Below are 17,146 nucleotides of genomic sequence, written 5' to 3' on the forward strand. Positions count from 1 at the left end.
GCGCCTCGGTTATCGAACTCCAGACGACCTTTTCGAAGACTTTCTTGACTCTATTTATGCTGCTTAATTTAAACTACTGTTCTACTTTACCAAAGTGTTCAACTTGCACTTGCAATTTGCGTTTAAAAAAATTATACCAGTTTGCAACAAAAAAAAGAATCCTCCAAAAGGAGGATTCTTTAACATTGGAATTTAAAGACCACCAGCATTAGTAAGACTTTAGTCCCCTAACATCTCTTTTCTACGCGGCTGTACAATGGTTTGAATAGCCATACCGCACCGATCATTCAACAAATAAGTACGCCCTCGTTTGTCCATTACCACTGCATTTTCTCCGCAGCTTTCATCCCATTGAGTCAACCAGCCTTCACTGCCATTGTCCAAACGCACTTTTTGGCCTACTAAAAATTGATGTATTTGAGTCAATAAAGCCCGCGTCGCTGGAACGTCCAGACGGTCACGCGACATATCGCGCCTCAGTTCCCTCGCTGCCGTAAAAGGATTGTGCTGTTTTCCATACATTTTTTTAGATGTCATCGCATCATACATATCAGCAATAGCCAAAACGCGGGAATATGCATGCATTTTAGCTTGCCCCACCGAAATAGGATAGCCGCTGCCGTCTAAGCGCTCATGATGCTGCAAAACGCCAGCTAAAACAGGCAGCGGAAACACGCCAGCTTCCTGCAGCAAGCGAAACCCTAAAACGGCATGCCCTTGTACAGTTCGCATTTCCATTGGAGTCAGCGATTCTGTTTTATGTAAAATTTCTTCCGGAACTTGCAATTTTCCTACGTCATGAAGCAACGCAGACAGGGCCACTTCATTTACTTCTTGTTCATTCCAATCCAGTAAGCGAGCCATCATCGCCGCCAATAAAGAGACATTTAGAGAATGATGCACTAAATACTCTTCCTGGCGAGACATAAAATGAATACAAGGCAGCACTTGCACTGCCAGCAATGATAAGTCCGCAATTTCGGATACGACCGCCTCAAATTCATTCCAAAGGACTTCTTCTTTTGCTTCATTGCTTTCCGCTTGCAAATTGGCAAACTGCCGCTTCAGCCGCACCATCCATCCTTCATAATGCTCACGAAACAAATCCCATAACGGATCAACAATGCTGCAGAAAGGGCCAGGATGCCAAGAAGACTCCCTCTCCACAATTTCAGATACAACGGCCCGTCGGGGCGGCGCCATCCCTTCTTCGCGCCACTCCACAACATCTACAGGCCCGATATGCAGCCGTCCAAGAATTTCAATAACCCTGTGATTCAGCTCGGTTCCCGGTTTCAGGATCATACGGCCGCAGCCATCGGTCACTGGTTCCACCAGTCTCATACCTGGCCGCAATTCATCTACCGCACAGCCTCGGATTACCGCCATGCCGCCCATAAACAGCAACCCTCCTTTGCAAAGAATGAAAAACCCCCGGCAAGGTGCCGGGAGTTAAGGATGTCAAAATATGCTGATTGGCGAGCAACGGCTCGAATAACCAGCCGATTCTTAGCGCATAATAACAGATAAAGCCATGGTTACCAAACCAAAAAGAATACCTAAAATCATTGTTGCTCGCGCTAAAAATTGGTCCAAACCTCTCGCTCTGCCGCCAAAAAGGCTCTCGGCTCCGCCGCCGATGGAGCCAGATAACCCTGCGCTTTTTCCTGATTGCATCACGACACTGGCAATCAAGGCTACGCAGATGATTGCATCAATAATCATCAAGGCTGTGCTCACTACCTACACCCCCATTTTTGTCTTAGCTTATATTTTAACACAAAAGTCAAGAAAGCCCAAGTGAAAGATACTCTCTGTCCGACTACTCAGCCTCTAGAACTACTGGCTAAAGCCAGTCCTTCCACTTTTTCAGCTCCCACCGCTAAGAGCGTTTTAGCGCATTCATCCATAGTAGCGCCAGTTGTAAAGATATCATCCACTAAGAGAATCCTTTTCCCTTGGATCAAGTTGCTTTTTTGTACCCGAAACGCGCCGCGAATATTTTTTCTTCTCTCATTCGACGGCAACTCCCATTGCGGCAGCGTCTCCCTCTCCCGAATCAGCACATCAGGAAGCCATAAAAATCCTTGTTTGCGACTCCAAGAGGAAAACAGTAATTCGGTTTGGTTATAGCCTCGTTCTCGCCGCCGCTTCGGATGCAACGGTACTGGAACCACCGCATCTATACCTGCAAAGCGTACCGTTCCTGCCGCCTGCGTTAAAAGCCAAGCTAAAGCGGCTTGTTTATTATCCTCGCCATGGAATTTAATATCCTGCAACAAATGGCGCACCGCGCCGCTGTACTGACAAACAATGAAACAACCTGCCAAGTGCTTCAATCGATGCAACGCAGGAGACAAAGCTTTGAGGGAGAGCACCGGTCCTAAACATAAAGGACACCATTGCCCATGTTCCGCCACCGCTTTGCCGCAACCAGGGCATTTAGGAGGATACACCAGGTCTAGACAGGCTTTGACTAACGTCCCCAACAAGAAAACACGCCTCCTTTGAGGAAAAACCAATGCATTAAACCATACAGTTTAGTAAAAGCACTAAGCAAGTCGCTTTCGCATGAGATGTGAATAAATGATTAGCTCCTGCTCTAGCATGTTTCGCCTTTTAAGCGCTCCGCCAACAAGGAATACCGCTTCTTCGTCCGATCATTGCCTACGGCCGTATTAATTGCCGCTTGGCTGCCAAGAAGAATGACTTTCTCTTTCGCTCTGGTAATAGCCGTATAGAAAAGATTGCGCTGCAGCATGCGGTGATGTCCTGGCACAAGAGGCAAAATGACCACCGGGTATTCACTGCCCTGGCTTTTGTGTACGCTCATCGCATAAGCCAAAAGAAGCTGATCCCCTTCACCGGCCTCATAGACTACCTTTTGCTCCGGGTAGCGCACTGTCACTTTGCCGTCTGCCAGTTCGCAAATTTGGCCGATATCACCGTTAAAGACGCCTTTTTCATAATTATTACGAATCTGCATAACTTTATCTCCCAAGCGGAGCACTTGATAAGGCAAATTCAATTCTCCCTTGCCTGGTCCCGGAGGATTAACCGCCTGCTGTAACAGCTTGTTGAGATTTTCCACGCCGCAAGCAAGTCGGTGCATCGGCGATAAGACTTGAATATCACGCAACATGTCATATCCTTGAGCCGGCAGCTCCTCTTGGCACAAGCGCACCACCATCTCCGCCGTCATTTCATCGCTGCTGCAGGGATAAAATTGGAAGTCTCTGCTGCTGCGGCAGTCCGGCGTATAGCCGCCATTAATGCGGTGAGCGTTTTCCACAATCCCTCCGCCTTGCGCCTGACGATACACTTCAGTAAGACGCACGACCGGTACCGCCTCCGAACGCATTAAATCCTTCAAAACGGCGCCCGGCCCCACCGAAGGCAGCTGATCCGCATCGCCTACAAAGATAACCCGGCAACCATCGGGTACAGCCTGCAGAAAACTATCTGTCAAGGGCATGTCCATCATGGACACTTCGTCCAAAATCACCACGTCCGCTTCAAGCTGCCTGTCAGCATCCCGCAAAAAGACCTGCGCCCCGGAACCGTCCACCGAAGCTTCCAAAAGTCGGTGTACCGTAGAGGCCTCTTTGCCGGTAGCTTCCGCCAGCCGCTTAGCCGCTCTGCCGGTCGGCGCACCGAGAAGGATCTTAAATCCTTCTTTTTCCAATACCTCCAGCATACCGCGTACTACCGTCGTTTTGCCTGTTCCAGGTCCGCCGGTCAAAATTAAAACCCCGTGCTGTAGCGATGCCATCATGGCTTGCCGCTGCGCCTCCGCCAATTCTAAACCCGCCTGATCTTCCCACTGTTCCACAAGGCTTTCATAGTTTGCAGATCGTCCCGCACGCGCCCTGCAGGCAAGCTGTTTAAAGCGCTGGGCCACTCGGGTTTCCGCATGGTACAGATACCAGGGATACAGCAGCGTCAAACCGTCCCAAGCTTCGCTGCAAAGCACGTCTTCCGCAATAAGCCGCCGCAAGCATTCTCCCACCTCCAGCGAATCCACGCCTAAAAGCTTGCTGCATTCGCTGCGCAGCATTTCCTCCGGGATGCAGCAATGCCCGGCTTGTCCTACAAGAGACAAGGCGTATTCAATCCCCGCTTCCAAGCGTTCATCGCTGTTCCTAGGCCGCCCCATAGCTTGGGCCATTTGGTCTGCCGTACGAAAACCAATGCCATCGACTTCCGCCGCCAATCGGTAAGGGTTGTTTTGCAGTACCTCCTGCGAAAGCGAACCGTAGACAGAAAAAATTTTAGCTGCATAAGCGCCACTAACGCCGTGCATTTCCAAAAACAGCATCAGTTCACGCTGCTCGGAAACCTCGCTATAGGCATCATGTATGGCTTGTGCTTTTTTCTTGCCAATCCCGTCCACTTCCGCCAGCTTTTTGGGCGAAGCCATTAACACGTCCAGCGTCCGCTCCCCAAAGCGCTGCACCATCCGAGCGGCCAAAGCCGGTCCAATACCTTTAACAACGCCGGAAGCCAAAAAGCGTTCAATTCCTTTGATGCTTGTCGGCGCGACGCGCTTCAAAGACGCCACCTTGAACTGCCGACCAAAACGGGCATGTTCCACCCATTCGCCGCTCGCTTCCACAGCCTCGCCCACTAACGGCGCCGACATTTGACCGGTTACGGTGCAAGCGCCAGTACGCCCGTCCAGTTTCATGCGAAACACCGCAAAGCGGCCATCCGGACTTTGATAGGTGACGGAATCCACCGTCCCGGTGATGACTTCCATAAAAACTCCTTAGTATCATTGAACACAGAGCAACAGAGCAAACAGAGGAAATGCGGAGAAAATTACGTTCTCCTGCGTCTCCCCTGTTTTCTCTGTTTTTCTTTGTTACATCATTTACAGTTGCTATATTATTTCGCTTTACACAGCCAATTTCCTGCCTCTAGGCGTTATTCTTCCTGCAGCTCCAGCCACTGGGCATAGACTTCGTCCAATTGGGCCGCCAATTTTTCTCTTTCTTCGGCCAAGCGCTGCATTTCCTCCGGCTGCTCCAGATTTTCCGGCAAGTATAGCTGCTGTTCATTCCATTTTAACAGCATTTCCAGCTCCGCAATACGCTCCTCCAGTTTAGGCAATTTACGTTCTGCGTCGCCTTTGCGGCGTGAAGCGCTCATCGCAACAGGAGCCGGTTCTTCTTTCTGGAGAGTTGCCGCCGGTTTTGGCGCAGCACTCTGCTTGCCGGCCGGTTCCGCCGCTTCCTCTGCCAGCAGTTGCTGCGCTACTTCTTTTTGCTCTTGATAGTAGCTGTAATTGCCTACATATTCCCGCAATACGCCTTCTTCCAGCTCCAAAATGCAATTGGCTACTTTATCGAGAAAATATCGGTCATGAGATACCACTAAAAAGGTGCCGGGAAACGCCATAATCGCTTCTTCCACCGCTTCACGCGCCGGAATATCTAAATGGTTCGTCGGTTCATCCAGCACCAGAAAGTTGGCCCCGGACAACATGAGCTTTAAAAAAGCCAGTCTCGCCTTTTCACCGCCGCTCAAGTCGTCAATACGCTTATACACGTCGTCACCGCGAAACAAGAACGCTCCCAAATAACCTCGGCTGCGCTCTTCGCTCAAATGGTACTCGCTCATAATTTCATCCAGCAAGCGATGCGGCCCATAGAGAGTCTCATGCTCCTGCGCAAAATAGCCCACTTTAACGCGATTTCCCAGTTTAATTTCGCCCCGTAGCGGCGTTAGCTCGCCCAGGACCAGCTTCAAAAGAGTTGTCTTCCCCGCGCCATTCGGCCCTACCAGCGCTACACCGTCGCCGCGCCGAATTAAGAGAGACAGCTTTTCAAAAATAGTACGGCTGCCATAGGCGGTAGCCACATTCTTGCACTCCAGCACCCTCTCGGCGCATTCCGCCGGCGGCGAAAAAGCAAAGTGATCAAAGCGGGCTTGCGAAGCCGGCAGCACAATGCGTTCCATACGAGCCAGGCGTGTCTCACGCCCCCGAGCTTGTTTTGATTTAACCCCTGCCTTATAGCGGCGAATGAATTCTTCCGTCTGGGCAATAACGGTCTGCTGTTTCTCATAGGCCCGTTGTAAGGACTCCATACGCAGCGCTTTTTGTTCCAAATAGCGGCTGTAGTTACCTTCATAAGCGGTAACCGTGCCGCTTTCCAGCTCCAAAATACGCGTAGCTACGCGATCTAGGAAATAGCGGTCATGGGAGATAATCAGCATGCCCCCGGCGTAACCGCGCAAAAACTCCTCCAGCCACTTCGTCATGGCAATATCCAAATGGTTTGTCGGCTCGTCCAAAAACAAAAAGTCCGGCTGCCGCAAAAGCGCCCTAGCCAACAAAATACGCGTTTTCTGCCCGCCTGAAAAGGCAGACGCCTCCCGCCCAAAATCATCTTCCGTAAAGCCCAGACCAAAGGCCACTTTGCGGATGGTTGCGTCTACCTCATAGCCGCCGCCGCGCTCAAAATGCTCTGTTGCCCTGGCATAGGCCGCCATTTTCCGTTCCAGCTCTTCCGGTTCTTTTTCGCCGGCCAATTCCTTCTCCAACCGCCGCATCTCTTCCCCGCAAGCCAGCACATCCTCATACGCCTGGCGCAGTTCTTCATACAGCGTAACCGCTCCAAAATCGCCCTGCTGCTCTACATGCCCCACGGTTTCGCCGGCCGGCCAGGAAATCTGCCCTTCGTCATGCTGCTCCGTACCTAAAAGGCAGCGAAACAGCGTGGTCTTGCCAGCGCCATTGGCTCCAATAATGCCGATTTTATCACCGCGCCGCACTTCAAAAGATACATTTTGAAACAGCGTCTCTATGCCAAAGGCTTTGCCTAGCTGCTGCACCCGAATCGTTCCCATTTTGCACTCCCATCATTTGTCCCTAAAATCTGTTCTTAATTATAGCATACAACTGCGGAAATAGGGACGGAACACAGAGGAACAGAGGAAACAGAGAAAAGACAGAGAGGTACGAAATTCAGCTTTCAAAAGCAACGGCAGCTGCCATTATAAACTTCGGCTGCGTGCTTCTAACTTTCAGAGACGCGCTCAAAAAAAACAAGCCGCCTCGCAAAGGAGACGGCTTGCTTAAGCTCAACGATATAGGTCTTAGCCTTCCAAGGTGCAGATCGCGTCAGGACGACGCACCAAGAGGGCCGCCGTTTCCAGCACGCGGAACACATGATTCATATTCGTGGCGCCCATATAAGCTGTCGCCATATCTTGGCCGATGGCCAAATTCAAATTCTGTGTGCCTGTAGCCAAAACAACGGCTTTATTGCCGGAAATGACGTTCGAATAATGGACGCCGCCAGTTAGAATAGCCTTTACCTGATCCAGTTCCAGCATGCCCGTATTGCCGAAAACGCGCACCAGCTTGCCGAACAGCATCGGGCTCACCACCATGGCGTACGGCCCATAATGCCCCGCTTCGGAAAGAGCGCCTACGGCTTTCACTACATCCGCCAAAGCCGCGCCAGTCTCGCTCCAGTCGCTCATCTTCTGCGTCAGACGGCCAGCTACGTTAAAGAGCCCGGCATGTCCTAGTTCAGCATTGCCGTTAAAGATCAAAGAATCTTCCTGCACCGCTACATAGTTGGCGGCCACGGCTGCTGTCGACACATCCAACGGCAGTCCCAGATGACGGTCCGCCTCCACGTCACGCCACATGATTTTGAAATCCTTATACAACATCGGCAGATTCACCGTCGCCCGATGACTGGCTTCCACCACAAATTCTTCCGTTTCGCCCACCATGTCAATGCCAGTGGGAGATTTCCCGCTGAATACGGAATAAGGAATGCTGTACACTCCCGACCCCATGGGTCCCAAGACATCTATAACGCGCCGCGCTACCAGCATAGTACGTGCTGTTTCAACAACCGCCTGGTCTACACGAGCCCATTCTCCATCTGTCAAAGGCGCTGATTTACGATCCAAATAGTCCATGTTCATACCTCCTTATTTTTTCCCAAACAAGCTGCCTACGGTCATAGCCGGAGCTTCTTCCGCCTCGCCGTCAACCACATGCTCGCCGCCTGCTGTATGGTCCTCTAAAAACTTTTCCTTTTGAATTTCATCAACCCGCGTAATCAAATGCGTCAGTTCGGCTACATGCTCTTTTTCGTCATCACGTATGTGTGCCAAAAGGCCCTTAATTTCTTCATTATCAATATTGTCAATATGCCACTGGTATTGATTGATGGCTTCCAGTTCGCCCACCAAATCCTCACGCAGCCAAATCAACGTCTGTTCCAACGGACTTGCTTCTCGGGACTCATTTTTTCCATAAGCCATGTATATCTCCCCCTATTAATAGATTTATAGTTTTTTTCTTCACAAATAAGCATTATCCTTCTTTTAATTTTCTGTCATTTGAAGAAAATTAAGCTTTGAACAAGAGTCGCGGAGGGTTCGACAGAGGCTGCGGCGGCCGTGATTGCATTTGAGACTTTTATTGGAGTAAGACGGTCCGCAGGCCGAAAATGCTGGCGAAGTCGGATTACATTTTCGCCTGTTTGAGCGCAGCGAGTTAAGAAGCAAAAAAGAAAACCGCTTGCGCGGTTTTCTCTAGTAGTCCCTATTCGACTTTATACTTTTTCCCTACAGCCGCTCCGTAAACGACGAAGCGCTCTTCTTCGCCTAAATCCAAAAGATCATGCAGCGCTTCATCATCAAAAGCGCCGATGGCGCAGCAGCCACAGCCAACCGCTTCGCTGCTAAGATACAAATTCTGACAAACATGGCCGGCATCTAAAAATAAATAGCGATAGCCTCGTTCGCCGTAACGCCAAGTCATACGCGGCGATTCGGCCACCCAGAAAAAGCTGACCGCACTATTTTTTACAAATTCCTGTCCTTTGCAAGCATGACTGAGCACTGCCGGCCAAGCCGCTTCCGTGCTCAGCTGCTGCAATTGATGATCCAGCGCTAAAAAGCGGTACAGCCCTGGTTCCAGTCCTTCGACACGGTTAATGAGCAAGTACGTCTCCAATGCATGCCTCGCCCCGGCGGAAGGAACCGTACGAAAGGTAGCCGCCCTCGGCACTACCTGTTTGACCCCTTGCGTGCACCAAAGCAGAAAAGACAGCTCCTCCTGGGTTAAAGCTTTGCTCGCATATTCGCGCACGCTTGTGCGCAATTCAATGAAGGCCAGAAAATCAACGGGCATAACCGGAAAGGTATCCGGCTGCGGCAAATTGAAAATAGGAAGACTACGGTCAACCTCCGATTCCAGCCGCGGCTGCGCCAGCCCCATCTGCTGGGGCGTCGGCACGCCTCCGTCCAGCCGAGTCTTTTTCAAGAATTCCTGCCCCGCAGGCTTTCGCATTAGACCTTTCCCCCCTTGCCCTTTTTACGACGGCCTTTCAGCTCCAGCAGCAGCTGCTGCGGCGTCAGCTCATGGAAGGCCAACAGCACTAGACAGTGATACCACAAATCAGCCATTTCATAGAGAATTTCCCCGGCATCATGGTTTTTCGAGGCAATGATGGTTTCCGCCGCCTCTTCGCCGACTTTTTTAAGAATCTTATCTTGTCCTTTTTCAAAGAGATACGTTGTATAAGAGCCTTCTACAGGCGCCATTTTGCGCTGATGAATCACATCATACACTTCACCCAGCACAGCCGGCAGCGATGCGCCATACACTTCAGAGGCGTCCACTTCCGGCGCTAAGACAGCCGTTTTATTCTCCAAACGGCGACTGAAGCAGGAAAACGTGCCTTCATGACAAGCTACGCCGCTTTGCTCCACTTTAACCAACAACGTATCGCCATCGCAGTCATAAAAAATATCCTTTACCTTTTGCACATGACCGGATGTTTCTCCCTTTTGCCACAGCCGCCCCCGGCTGCGGCTGAAAAACCAAGTCACGCCGCTTGCCAGAGTCTTCTCCAGCGCTTCTTTATTCATATAAGCGACCATCAGCACCGCGTTTGTCGCTTCATCCTGAATGACCGCCGGCAGCAAGCCCTGGTCGTCAAATTTCAATTGTTCCCATTCCATTAATAACGCACCTCCACTTGGCGGCTTCGCAAATAGTCTTTAACCTGCCGCACTGTAAATTGTCCATAGTGAAATACCGAAGCCGCCAGCACCGCGTCCGCTTTGCCAGCGGTTAAAACATCATAAAAATGACTCATCTCGCCGGCGCCGCCGGATGCGATCACAGGCACATTGACCGCCTCCGCCACAGCGCGTGTCAGCGGAATGTCATAGCCGTCTTTTGTGCCGTCCTTGTCCATGCTTGTGAGCAGAATTTCTCCGGCTCCCAATTCCGTAGCCTTACGGATCCATTCCAACACATCCATACCTGTCGGCGTCCTGCCGCCATTGACATAGACTTCCCAGCGATTATCGCCGCAGGCTTTCGCATCTACTGCCAGCACGATGCACTGCCGCCCAAAGGCGTTAGCGCATTCACGCAGCAATTGAGGATTTTTGACTGCCGCTGTATTAAAAGAAGCCTTATCAGCTCCAGCCGTCAGCATGCGCCGCACATCCTCCACGCCGCGAATACCGCCGCCGACGGTAAAAGGAATAAAGACTTGTGACGCCGTGCGCTCCACAACCTGCACCATCGTGTTTCGTTCTTCGCAAGAAGCGGTAATATCAAGGAAGACCAATTCATCCGCCAGCTCGCCGTCATAACGCGATGCCAGTTCCACCGGGTCTCCGGCGTCGCGGAGGCCGACAAAATTTGTCCCTTTGACTACCCGGCCGTCTTTCACGTCCAGGCAGGGAATGATACGCTTCGTCAGCATGCCGCTTCGCCTCCTTTCGCCGCTTGCAAAGCCTCCTGCAAGTCCAAACTGCCTGTATAGAGAGCCTTGCCGATAATGACGCCTTCTACGCCGCGAGACGCGACGCGTCCGACTTCGCGAATATCCTTCAAGTCCTTGACGCCCCCCGAAGCAATAACCGGAATACCGGCCACTTCCGCCAAAAGCGCCGTAGCCTCGGCGTTGACGCCGCTCAGGGTTCCGTCACGACTGATATCGGTATAAATAATACGGGCGACGCCTACAGCCGCCATGCGTTTCGCCAGCTCCGTCGCTTCCATGCCGCCGCTGATTCCCCAGCCTTCCACCGCTGCAACGCCGTCTTTGGCGTCAATGCCCACAACAATGGCAGCACCGAAAAGACGGCAGGCCTCCTTAACCAATTCAGGCTGACGTACCGCTACTGAGCCTAAAATCACCCGGCGAACGCCTTTAGCCAAAAGCAGTTCCACCGTTTGCAGATTGCGAATGCCGCCGCCAAGCTGCACAGGCAAGTTGACGGTTTTTAAAATCTCTTCTACCGCTGCCAGATTGGCAGGCTTGCCCGCTAACGCGCCGTCAAGATCCACTACATGCAGGTATTCCGCGCCGGCCTCCTGCCAGCGCAGCGCCATGGCGGCAGGGTTATGGCCATAGACCGTTTCCTGGTCAAAGCGGCCTTCGGTGAGACGGACACAATTGCCGCCGCGAATATCAATTGCCGGAAAAAGTATCATGGCTGCCACTCCTTGAAGTTTTTTAAGATCTGCAGGCCCACGGTTCCGGATTTTTCCGGATGAAACTGCACTGCCTGCACATTGCCTTGGCCGACGGCGGCCGTTACGGCCCCGCCGTATTCCGTCACCGCCGTCACCAGCGATGCATCTTCCGGCACGGCGTGATAACTATGCACGAAATAAACGAAGCTTCCCGCCGGCAGCCCTCGAAACAAAATCGATTCCTGCCGCCACGTCAGGCTGTTCCAGCCCATGTGAGGAATTTTCAGTCCCGGAGCCTCTATCAGCTTGACTTGACCGGGAAAAATTCCCAGCCCCGGCACGCCAGGATCTTCTTCACTGCCTTCAAAAAGCATCTGCAGACCTAAGCAAATTCCCAATAGCGGCTTGCCGGCCGCAGCCGTTTCCCGAATGGCCGGAACCAAGCCGTAGCGCTCCAGGTTTCCCATACAGTCGCCAAAAGCGCCGACCCCGGGCAAAATCACCTTAGCCGCGCTCAAGATATCTTCTGGCTTGGACGAGACGCGCACCTCGGCTCCCAGCCGCTCCAAGGCTTTTTGCACACTGTGCAGATTGCCCCGCCCGTAATCAATAATGTTGATCATACGCCTCTCTCCTCCATGCCTTTTTCTCTAATCCAAGGTGCCCTTCGTCGAAAGAACGCCCCTAACCCGGCTGTCTTTAGCCATGGCTTCCGCCAACGCCCGTCCCAACGCTTTAAAGATGGCTTCTACCATATGATGGGCGTTTTTACCGGACAACAAGCGCACATGCAAGGTTAGCCCTGCATGCACCGACAAGGCCCGCAAAAACTCCTCCACCAGCTCCAAGTCAAAGTCGCCGACCTTGCCAAAGGGCAGCTGCGCCTCAAAAACAAGATACGGGCGGCCGCTGATATCCAAACTAACCATAGCCAACGCCTCGTCCATCGGCACAAAGGCTGTACCATAGCGCGCTATGCCGGCTTTATCTCCCAGCGCCTGCTGCAACGCCTGTCCCAGGCAAATGCCGGTGTCTTCCACTGTATGATGACCGTCCACTTCCAGATCGCCCTGCACTTCCAGCTGCAAGCCAAAAAAGCCGTGCCGTCCCAGCAGTACCAGCATATGGTCAAAAAAGCCAAGACCTGTCTGCACCAGCGGTGTTTTCGGCTCATCCAGCTGCACCGAAAGGCAAATCTTGGTTTCCGCCGTGCGGCGCTCCACCGCAGCCGTACGCATTAGCTTCTCTCCCAAAAGGCCCGCATTTCGCGCAGCAACGCATCATTCTCCATAGAGGTCCCGACACTGAGCCGGAAGCAGTCGCTTAAATCGCCGCTGAAATTGCGGATACAAATGCGTTTTTCCATTAAATACGCTACCATATCTTGCGTTTTAGCGCTGCGCCCAAAGATGAAATTCGTCTCGGACGGATACACCGTCAGGGCTGGAATTTTAGCCAGCTCTTCAGCCAGACGCTTGCGTTCCAACACCAAGGTGTCAATCAAAGGCTGAAACTCGTCGCGCATCTGCCACACTGTTTCCGCAACCACCAAGGAGATAGCGCTCACATGGTAAGGCATCATCAGCTTGCTGATCATCGTCGTAACCTGTGCGTCCGCCAGCATGTAGCCCACCCGCGCCGCCGCCAGACCATAGGCTTTAGAGAAGGTTCTGGCCACAATCAGATGTCTGTATTTCGGCAGCAAATCCACTACAGACTCCCCATAGAATTCCATATAGGCTTCATCAGCCACTACCGGACAAGGCGCACCGGCGATAATGCGCTCAATTTCTTCGCGCGGCGTCACCGAACCTGTGGGATTGTTGGGGTTGCAAAGCAAAATCAGCGCGGCGTTGTTCTCTCTGGCCGCCTGGAGCACCTTAGCCGCATCCAGTTGGTATTGTTCATTGAGAGCAACCGGCACGGCCACGCTGTCCGTGATTTTCGCATAAATGCCATACATGGAAAAAGAAGGCGTCGGATAGACAATACTCCGTCCCGGTCCGCCCAAGGCATGACAGATCGCAGCTAGTATTTCGCTCGAGCCGCCGCCTACCTGCACCTCTTCTACGGCTAAACCATAGGATTCGGCTAGCATTTCCCGCAGCCCCATTTTCCCCAAATCCGGGTAGCGGTTAAAGGCCAAACAAGCCAACCGGTCCTGCACGCGTTCCGCCACCCGCGGCGGCAGATTAAAGGGGCTTTCGTTGGCATCCAATTTTACAGACCAATCGCTTTCTTCCACATTATACACCGGCAATTCTTCCAAGCCGGGACGATACGTCCACATCAGTCATTCCTCCTTACCTTTACTGCATTGGCATGCGCCTGCAGGCCTTCCGCCTCGGCCAAACGGATGACATCATCCGCCACAGCGGTCAGCGCTTCCTGGGTATATGCAATCAAGCTGGTTTTCTTCATAAAGGTCTCTACGTTGAGCACCGAATAAAATCTCGCCGTGCCGCCTGTAGGCAGCACATGGTTGGGACCGGCGAAATAATCGCCCAACGGCTCCGGTGAGTAAGGACCTAAAAAGATAGCTCCCGCATGCCGCAGCTGCGGCAGCAGGGCGAAAGGCTGCGCGGTCAGCACCTCCAAGTGCTCCGGTGCGGCCACATTGGCCAATTCCGCCGCTTCCTCGATGGAGTCAGTCACCAAAATCAGGCCATTCTTCTCCAAAGCCGCCGCCGCCATCTCGCGACGCGGCAAAAGCGCCAACTGCCGCTCCAGTTCGATTTCTACCGCCGTTGCCAATTTTTCGCTATCCGTAATCAATACGCTCGAAGCCAGCACATCGTGTTCAGCCTGGCTGAGCATATCAGCAGCAATATAATCCGCCCGGGCGCTGTCATCTGCTAAAATTAGAATCTCGCTGGGCCCGGCCAGCATATCAATATCACAGTGACCATAAACGGCTTTCTTAGCTAAGGTAACAAAAATATTGCCAGGACCGGTGATCTTATCCACTTTGGGCACGGTTTCCGTACCAAAGGCCAACGCAGCCACGGCCTGAGCGCCGCCCACTTTAAATACCCGATGCACCCCCGCTTCGCGCGCCGCCGCCAGCACGCAGGGCGCTAACCGACCTTGACGGTCCGGCGGAGCTACCATGATAATCTCCCGTACGCCAGCAACCGCTGCAGGCACGGCGTTCATGATCACCGACGAAGGATAGGTGGCTGTGCCGCCTGGCACATACAAACCAACTCGGTCCAAGGGCCGGCTGTTCTGTCCCAGCATGGCCCCATGCTCCCGATAGGTCAGCCAAGATTTAGGGAGCTGCTCGCTGTGGTAGCGGCGCACATTGGCCACCGCCCGGCGAATGCTTGCCAACAACGCCTCATCCACCTCTTGACAGGCTTCTTCCCACTCCGCCGCCGTCACTTCCAGCGTGTCCGCCGTCAGCTGCGCCCCGTCGAAGCGCTGCGTATAATCGCAAAGAGCTTCATTTTTGCGACGACGCACATCATCTACAATCCGCTGCACAACCTGCACGGCGGATAATTCCTCCCCGAAGGATTCTTTAATGCGCGCCTTAGCCTTTTCTCCCAGCTCCACTTCATCAAAGGCAGGCTTGCGCAATAACGCCTCACAGCCTTCACGGCCCAACTCACTTGCTTTTTTTTGGCGAATCATTGCTTTCCCTCCTCCTGCAGCAAGGCGCGGAGGCCTTCCACCATAGCTTGAATGCGGTCAAACTTCATTTTGAAGCTCACGCGGTTAGCAATAAAACGAGCTGTCGCTTCTTCAATCGGCGCGATCTCATCCAGCTGATTTTCCTTCAATGTTGTGCCAGTTTCCACGATATCTACAATCAGCTCCGCCAGCCCCACCATAGGCGCCAGCTCAATCGAGCCGTTGAGCTTGATAATCTCCACTTGAATTCCCTGCTGATAAAAAAACTTCTCCGCCACCTTGGGATATTTCGTAGCCACCCGCATGTGCGCATAGTCGCTCAGCTTTTCCCGCTTCATAGCCCGCGGCACCGCCACCATCAGGCGGCAGCGTCCAAAACCGAGATCCAGCAATTCATAAACATCCCGCTCTTCTTCCAGCAATACGTCTTTGCCGATAATGCCCACATCCGCCGCTCCATATTCTACATAGGTCGGCAAATCCGCAGTCTTAGTAATAATAAAGCGCACTTTCTTTTCTTCGTTCGTCAATACCAGCTTGCGCGATTTTTCGCTGAGATCGTCGGCTGTATAACCAATGCGTCCCAACAATTCCGCCGCCTTGGCAAACAATTTCCCTTTAGGCAAAGCTACCGTCAGGTAATTCATATCACTCGAAGTCATTGTGCCGCCTCTTTTCCGTTAATTCTTTATCTAGTTAAAGTGTTAATACGTAGATATTAACACTTGTAAAAAGATTCGTCAAGCTGTGTAGGATTTTGCCAAAGAATGTCGAATAAGAAAAACTATTCGCGTTATTTCAATGTTTACAGGAGGGTTTTTCTATGCCCGCATTTCATATTGTTGTTCTCAATAAGCTAAAGCAGGAGCATCGGGATATGATCGAGGCCGCCGCACCAGGCAGTACTATCGTTTCCTGCGACCTGGAAGAAGCCGGAGTTCATATGGACAAAGCCGACATTCTTCTAGCGTGGGGCTTCAATGACATTCGCCCGCTGTTTTTGTCCGCTTCCCGTCTGCACTGGGTTCATTCCCTCAGCGCCGGCGTGGAAAAACTAACCTTTGCCGAAATGCGTCGCAGCCAATGCCTGCTTACCAACTCGCGCGGCATTCACGGCATTCCCGTTTCCGAGCACGTTTTGTCCATGATGCTTTCTTTCTCCCGCAGCCTGCCTGGTTGCGCTAAAAATCAGGCGGCGCATCTTTGGAAGCGAGTATCCTGTGATGAGGTGCACGATAAAACCATCGGCATCTTGGGACTGGGCAGTATTGGCCGAGAAATCGCCAAAAAAGCGAAAGCCTTCAGCATGAATGTTCTGGCCATGAAAAGAGAAGAAACCTCTGAACTTTTCGTCGACCAGCTTTACAAGCCCCATGAACTAATGGAAATGCTGCCGCAGTGCGATTTCGTCGTTGTCTCTCTGCCTTTGACAGAAGAAACGAAGGGCCTGCTGACGATGGAACAGTTCCGCGCCATGAAACCTTCTTCCTATTTCATCAACATCGCCCGCGGTGAAGTTCTTGTAGAAGCGGATCTAATTACCGCTCTGCAAGAAGGCTATATCCGCGGCGCCGGCCTGGACGTTTTTGCCCAGGAACCTCTGCCTGCCGACTCGCCTCTTTGGGATATGCCCAACGTCATTATAACGCCCCATGTAGCGGCGCTATCACCCTACTACCTGGATCGAGCTATTAAACTATTCGCCGACAATCTTACCCGTCTCATTCATGACCGGGAAATGTTTAACATTGTCGATAAGGCGAAAGGCTATTAAACTTATCAATTTAAATCGTCGGCTTGCCGCAATAAAGTCAGCTCCGGAGGCTCCCCTGCTTCCGGAGCTTTATGATGTCGTTTTACCGCCTCTACCAGCGCCGCCTCGCACCCTGCCGCAGCAAGCAGCCGGGCGCTGCGTTCCGGATGGTGAAAATAGACATGAATGGCGTGACGCGCGTTGCTCACTTTACCGCCCCTGCCTTCACGACCCCATTTGCGTACTCCCGGCGCCAAGCGATGAAGCAGCACCATGGCAATTTTATC

17 protein-coding genes and 1 pseudogene are annotated in these 17,146 nt (G+C 52.4%); 1 reads left to right on the forward strand and 17 read right to left on the reverse strand.

All coding sequences use genetic code 11. The features are described 5' to 3' along the window. Positions 1–219: 219 nt before the first annotated feature. The 16 genes from PHF27_RS08280 to hisG all read right to left on the reverse strand — a co-directional run bounded on the left by PHF27_RS08280 (position 220) and on the right by hisG (position 15,768). Positions 220–1,398 (reverse strand): HD domain-containing phosphohydrolase, encoded by a 1,179-nt coding sequence (locus tag PHF27_RS08280; protein WP_300068401.1) that lies wholly within the window; start codon positions 1,396–1,398, stop codon positions 220–222. A 111-nt stretch (positions 1,399–1,509) separates the two neighbouring features. Beyond that, a complete protein-coding gene (gene secG / locus PHF27_RS08285) occupies positions 1,510–1,740 on the reverse strand; it encodes a preprotein translocase subunit SecG (protein ID WP_018703017.1) in 231 nt (76 codons plus the stop codon). 86 nt (positions 1,741–1,826) lie between these two features. Next, complete coding sequence (locus PHF27_RS08290) at positions 1,827–2,492, reverse strand: ComF family protein (protein ID WP_300068406.1); 666 nt, start codon at positions 2,490–2,492, stop codon at positions 1,827–1,829. A 110-nt stretch (positions 2,493–2,602) separates the two neighbouring features. Beyond that, positions 2,603–4,759 (reverse strand): ATP-dependent RecD-like DNA helicase, encoded by a 2,157-nt coding sequence (locus PHF27_RS08295; RefSeq protein WP_027937930.1) that lies wholly within the window; start codon positions 4,757–4,759, stop codon positions 2,603–2,605. Positions 4,760–4,926: 167 nt separating this feature from the next. Further along, a complete protein-coding gene (locus tag PHF27_RS08300; protein ID WP_300068411.1) occupies positions 4,927–6,852 on the reverse strand; it encodes an ABC-F family ATP-binding cassette domain-containing protein in 1,926 nt (641 codons plus the stop codon). Between the two features lie 249 nt (positions 6,853–7,101). Beyond that, positions 7,102–7,941: a family 1 encapsulin nanocompartment shell protein gene (locus PHF27_RS08305; protein WP_018703013.1), complete on the reverse strand. Its 840-nt coding sequence runs from the start codon at positions 7,939–7,941 to the stop codon at positions 7,102–7,104. 12 nt (positions 7,942–7,953) lie between these two features. Further along, complete coding sequence (locus tag PHF27_RS08310) at positions 7,954–8,289, reverse strand: rubrerythrin (protein WP_300068415.1); 336 nt, start codon at positions 8,287–8,289, stop codon at positions 7,954–7,956. Positions 8,290–8,572: 283 nt separating this feature from the next. Beyond that, positions 8,573–9,322, reverse strand: a complete 750-nt coding sequence (locus tag PHF27_RS08315) for a SagB/ThcOx family dehydrogenase (protein ID WP_300068418.1) — start codon at positions 9,320–9,322, stop codon at positions 8,573–8,575. Then, on the reverse strand, positions 9,322–9,996 hold the full coding sequence (gene hisIE, locus PHF27_RS08320; protein ID WP_300068421.1) for a bifunctional phosphoribosyl-AMP cyclohydrolase/phosphoribosyl-ATP diphosphatase HisIE: 675 nt from the start codon (positions 9,994–9,996) through the stop codon (positions 9,322–9,324). Before hisIE ends, PHF27_RS08315 begins: the two co-directional genes overlap by 1 nt. Beyond that, positions 9,996–10,754 carry an imidazole glycerol phosphate synthase subunit HisF gene (gene hisF / locus PHF27_RS08325; protein WP_300068424.1) on the reverse strand — a complete coding sequence of 253 codons (759 nt, stop codon included), beginning with the start codon at positions 10,752–10,754 and terminating at the stop codon, positions 9,996–9,998. Before hisF ends, hisIE begins: the two co-directional genes overlap by 1 nt. Beyond that, complete coding sequence (gene hisA / locus PHF27_RS08330) at positions 10,748–11,488, reverse strand: 1-(5-phosphoribosyl)-5-[(5-phosphoribosylamino)methylideneamino]imidazole-4-carboxamide isomerase (protein WP_300068427.1); 741 nt, start codon at positions 11,486–11,488, stop codon at positions 10,748–10,750. The genes hisF and hisA overlap by 7 nt, the downstream gene beginning before the upstream one ends. After that, the gene (hisH, locus tag PHF27_RS08335) at positions 11,485–12,093 is read right to left on the reverse strand and encodes an imidazole glycerol phosphate synthase subunit HisH (protein ID WP_300068429.1); all 609 of its coding nucleotides are present in this window, start codon (positions 12,091–12,093) and stop codon (positions 11,485–11,487) included. Before hisH ends, hisA begins: the two co-directional genes overlap by 4 nt. 27 nt (positions 12,094–12,120) lie before the next feature. Beyond that, on the reverse strand, positions 12,121–12,708 hold the full coding sequence (gene hisB / locus PHF27_RS08340) for an imidazoleglycerol-phosphate dehydratase HisB (protein WP_300068432.1): 588 nt from the start codon (positions 12,706–12,708) through the stop codon (positions 12,121–12,123). Continuing rightward, positions 12,708–13,760 carry a histidinol-phosphate transaminase gene (hisC, locus tag PHF27_RS08345; protein WP_300068435.1) on the reverse strand — a complete coding sequence of 351 codons (1,053 nt, stop codon included), beginning with the start codon at positions 13,758–13,760 and terminating at the stop codon, positions 12,708–12,710. Before hisC ends, hisB begins: the two co-directional genes overlap by 1 nt. Beyond that, positions 13,760–15,106: a histidinol dehydrogenase gene (gene hisD / locus PHF27_RS08350; RefSeq protein WP_300068438.1), complete on the reverse strand. Its 1,347-nt coding sequence runs from the start codon at positions 15,104–15,106 to the stop codon at positions 13,760–13,762. Before hisD ends, hisC begins: the two co-directional genes overlap by 1 nt. After that, the gene (gene hisG, locus PHF27_RS08355; RefSeq protein ID WP_300068441.1) at positions 15,103–15,768 is read right to left on the reverse strand and encodes an ATP phosphoribosyltransferase; all 666 of its coding nucleotides are present in this window, start codon (positions 15,766–15,768) and stop codon (positions 15,103–15,105) included. Before hisG ends, hisD begins: the two co-directional genes overlap by 4 nt. 161 nt (positions 15,769–15,929) lie before the next feature. Here hisG and PHF27_RS08360 point away from each other — a divergent pair, with 161 nt between their 5' ends. Further along, entirely contained in the window at positions 15,930–16,880 is a 951-nt protein-coding gene (locus tag PHF27_RS08360; protein WP_300068444.1) for a D-2-hydroxyacid dehydrogenase, read from the forward strand. 5 nt (positions 16,881–16,885) lie between these two features. Here PHF27_RS08360 and PHF27_RS08365 read toward each other — a convergent pair. After that, positions 16,886–17,146 (reverse strand): annotated as a pseudogene (locus PHF27_RS08365) (phosphohydrolase); the annotation flags it as partial.

The organism is Anaeromusa sp. (genome assembly GCF_028691475.1).
In the GTDB taxonomy this organism is placed as follows: Bacteria; Bacillota; Negativicutes; order Anaeromusales; family Anaeromusaceae; genus Anaeromusa.

Coding starts and splice junctions, on each gene's coding strand:
- PHF27_RS08280 (WP_300068401.1), bottom strand. CDS start 1,398: ATGGGCGGCATGGCGGTAATCCGAGGCTGTGCGGTAGATGAATTGCGG.
- PHF27_RS08295 (WP_027937930.1), bottom strand. CDS start 4,759: ATGGAAGTCATCACCGGGACGGTGGATTCCGTCACCTATCAAAGTCCG.
- PHF27_RS08300 (WP_300068411.1), bottom strand. CDS start 6,852: ATGGGAACGATTCGGGTGCAGCAGCTAGGCAAAGCCTTTGGCATAGAG.
- PHF27_RS08305 (WP_018703013.1), bottom strand. CDS start 7,941: ATGGACTATTTGGATCGTAAATCAGCGCCTTTGACAGATGGAGAATGG.
- PHF27_RS08310 (WP_300068415.1), bottom strand. CDS start 8,289: ATGGCTTATGGAAAAAATGAGTCCCGAGAAGCAAGTCCGTTGGAACAG.
- PHF27_RS08315 (WP_300068418.1), bottom strand. CDS start 9,322: ATGCGAAAGCCTGCGGGGCAGGAATTCTTGAAAAAGACTCGGCTGGAC.
- hisIE (WP_300068421.1), bottom strand. CDS start 9,996: ATGGAATGGGAACAATTGAAATTTGACGACCAGGGCTTGCTGCCGGCG.
- hisF (WP_300068424.1), bottom strand. CDS start 10,754: ATGCTGACGAAGCGTATCATTCCCTGCCTGGACGTGAAAGACGGCCGG.
- hisA (WP_300068427.1), bottom strand. CDS start 11,488: ATGATACTTTTTCCGGCAATTGATATTCGCGGCGGCAATTGTGTCCGT.
- hisH (WP_300068429.1), bottom strand. CDS start 12,093: ATGATCAACATTATTGATTACGGGCGGGGCAATCTGCACAGTGTGCAA.
- hisB (WP_300068432.1), bottom strand. CDS start 12,708: ATGCGTACGGCTGCGGTGGAGCGCCGCACGGCGGAAACCAAGATTTGC.
- hisC (WP_300068435.1), bottom strand. CDS start 13,760: ATGTGGACGTATCGTCCCGGCTTGGAAGAATTGCCGGTGTATAATGTG.
- hisD (WP_300068438.1), bottom strand. CDS start 15,106: ATGATTCGCCAAAAAAAAGCAAGTGAGTTGGGCCGTGAAGGCTGTGAG.
- hisG (WP_300068441.1), bottom strand. CDS start 15,768: ATGACTTCGAGTGATATGAATTACCTGACGGTAGCTTTGCCTAAAGGG.
- PHF27_RS08360 (WP_300068444.1), top strand. CDS start 15,930: ATGCCCGCATTTCATATTGTTGTTCTCAATAAGCTAAAGCAGGAGCAT.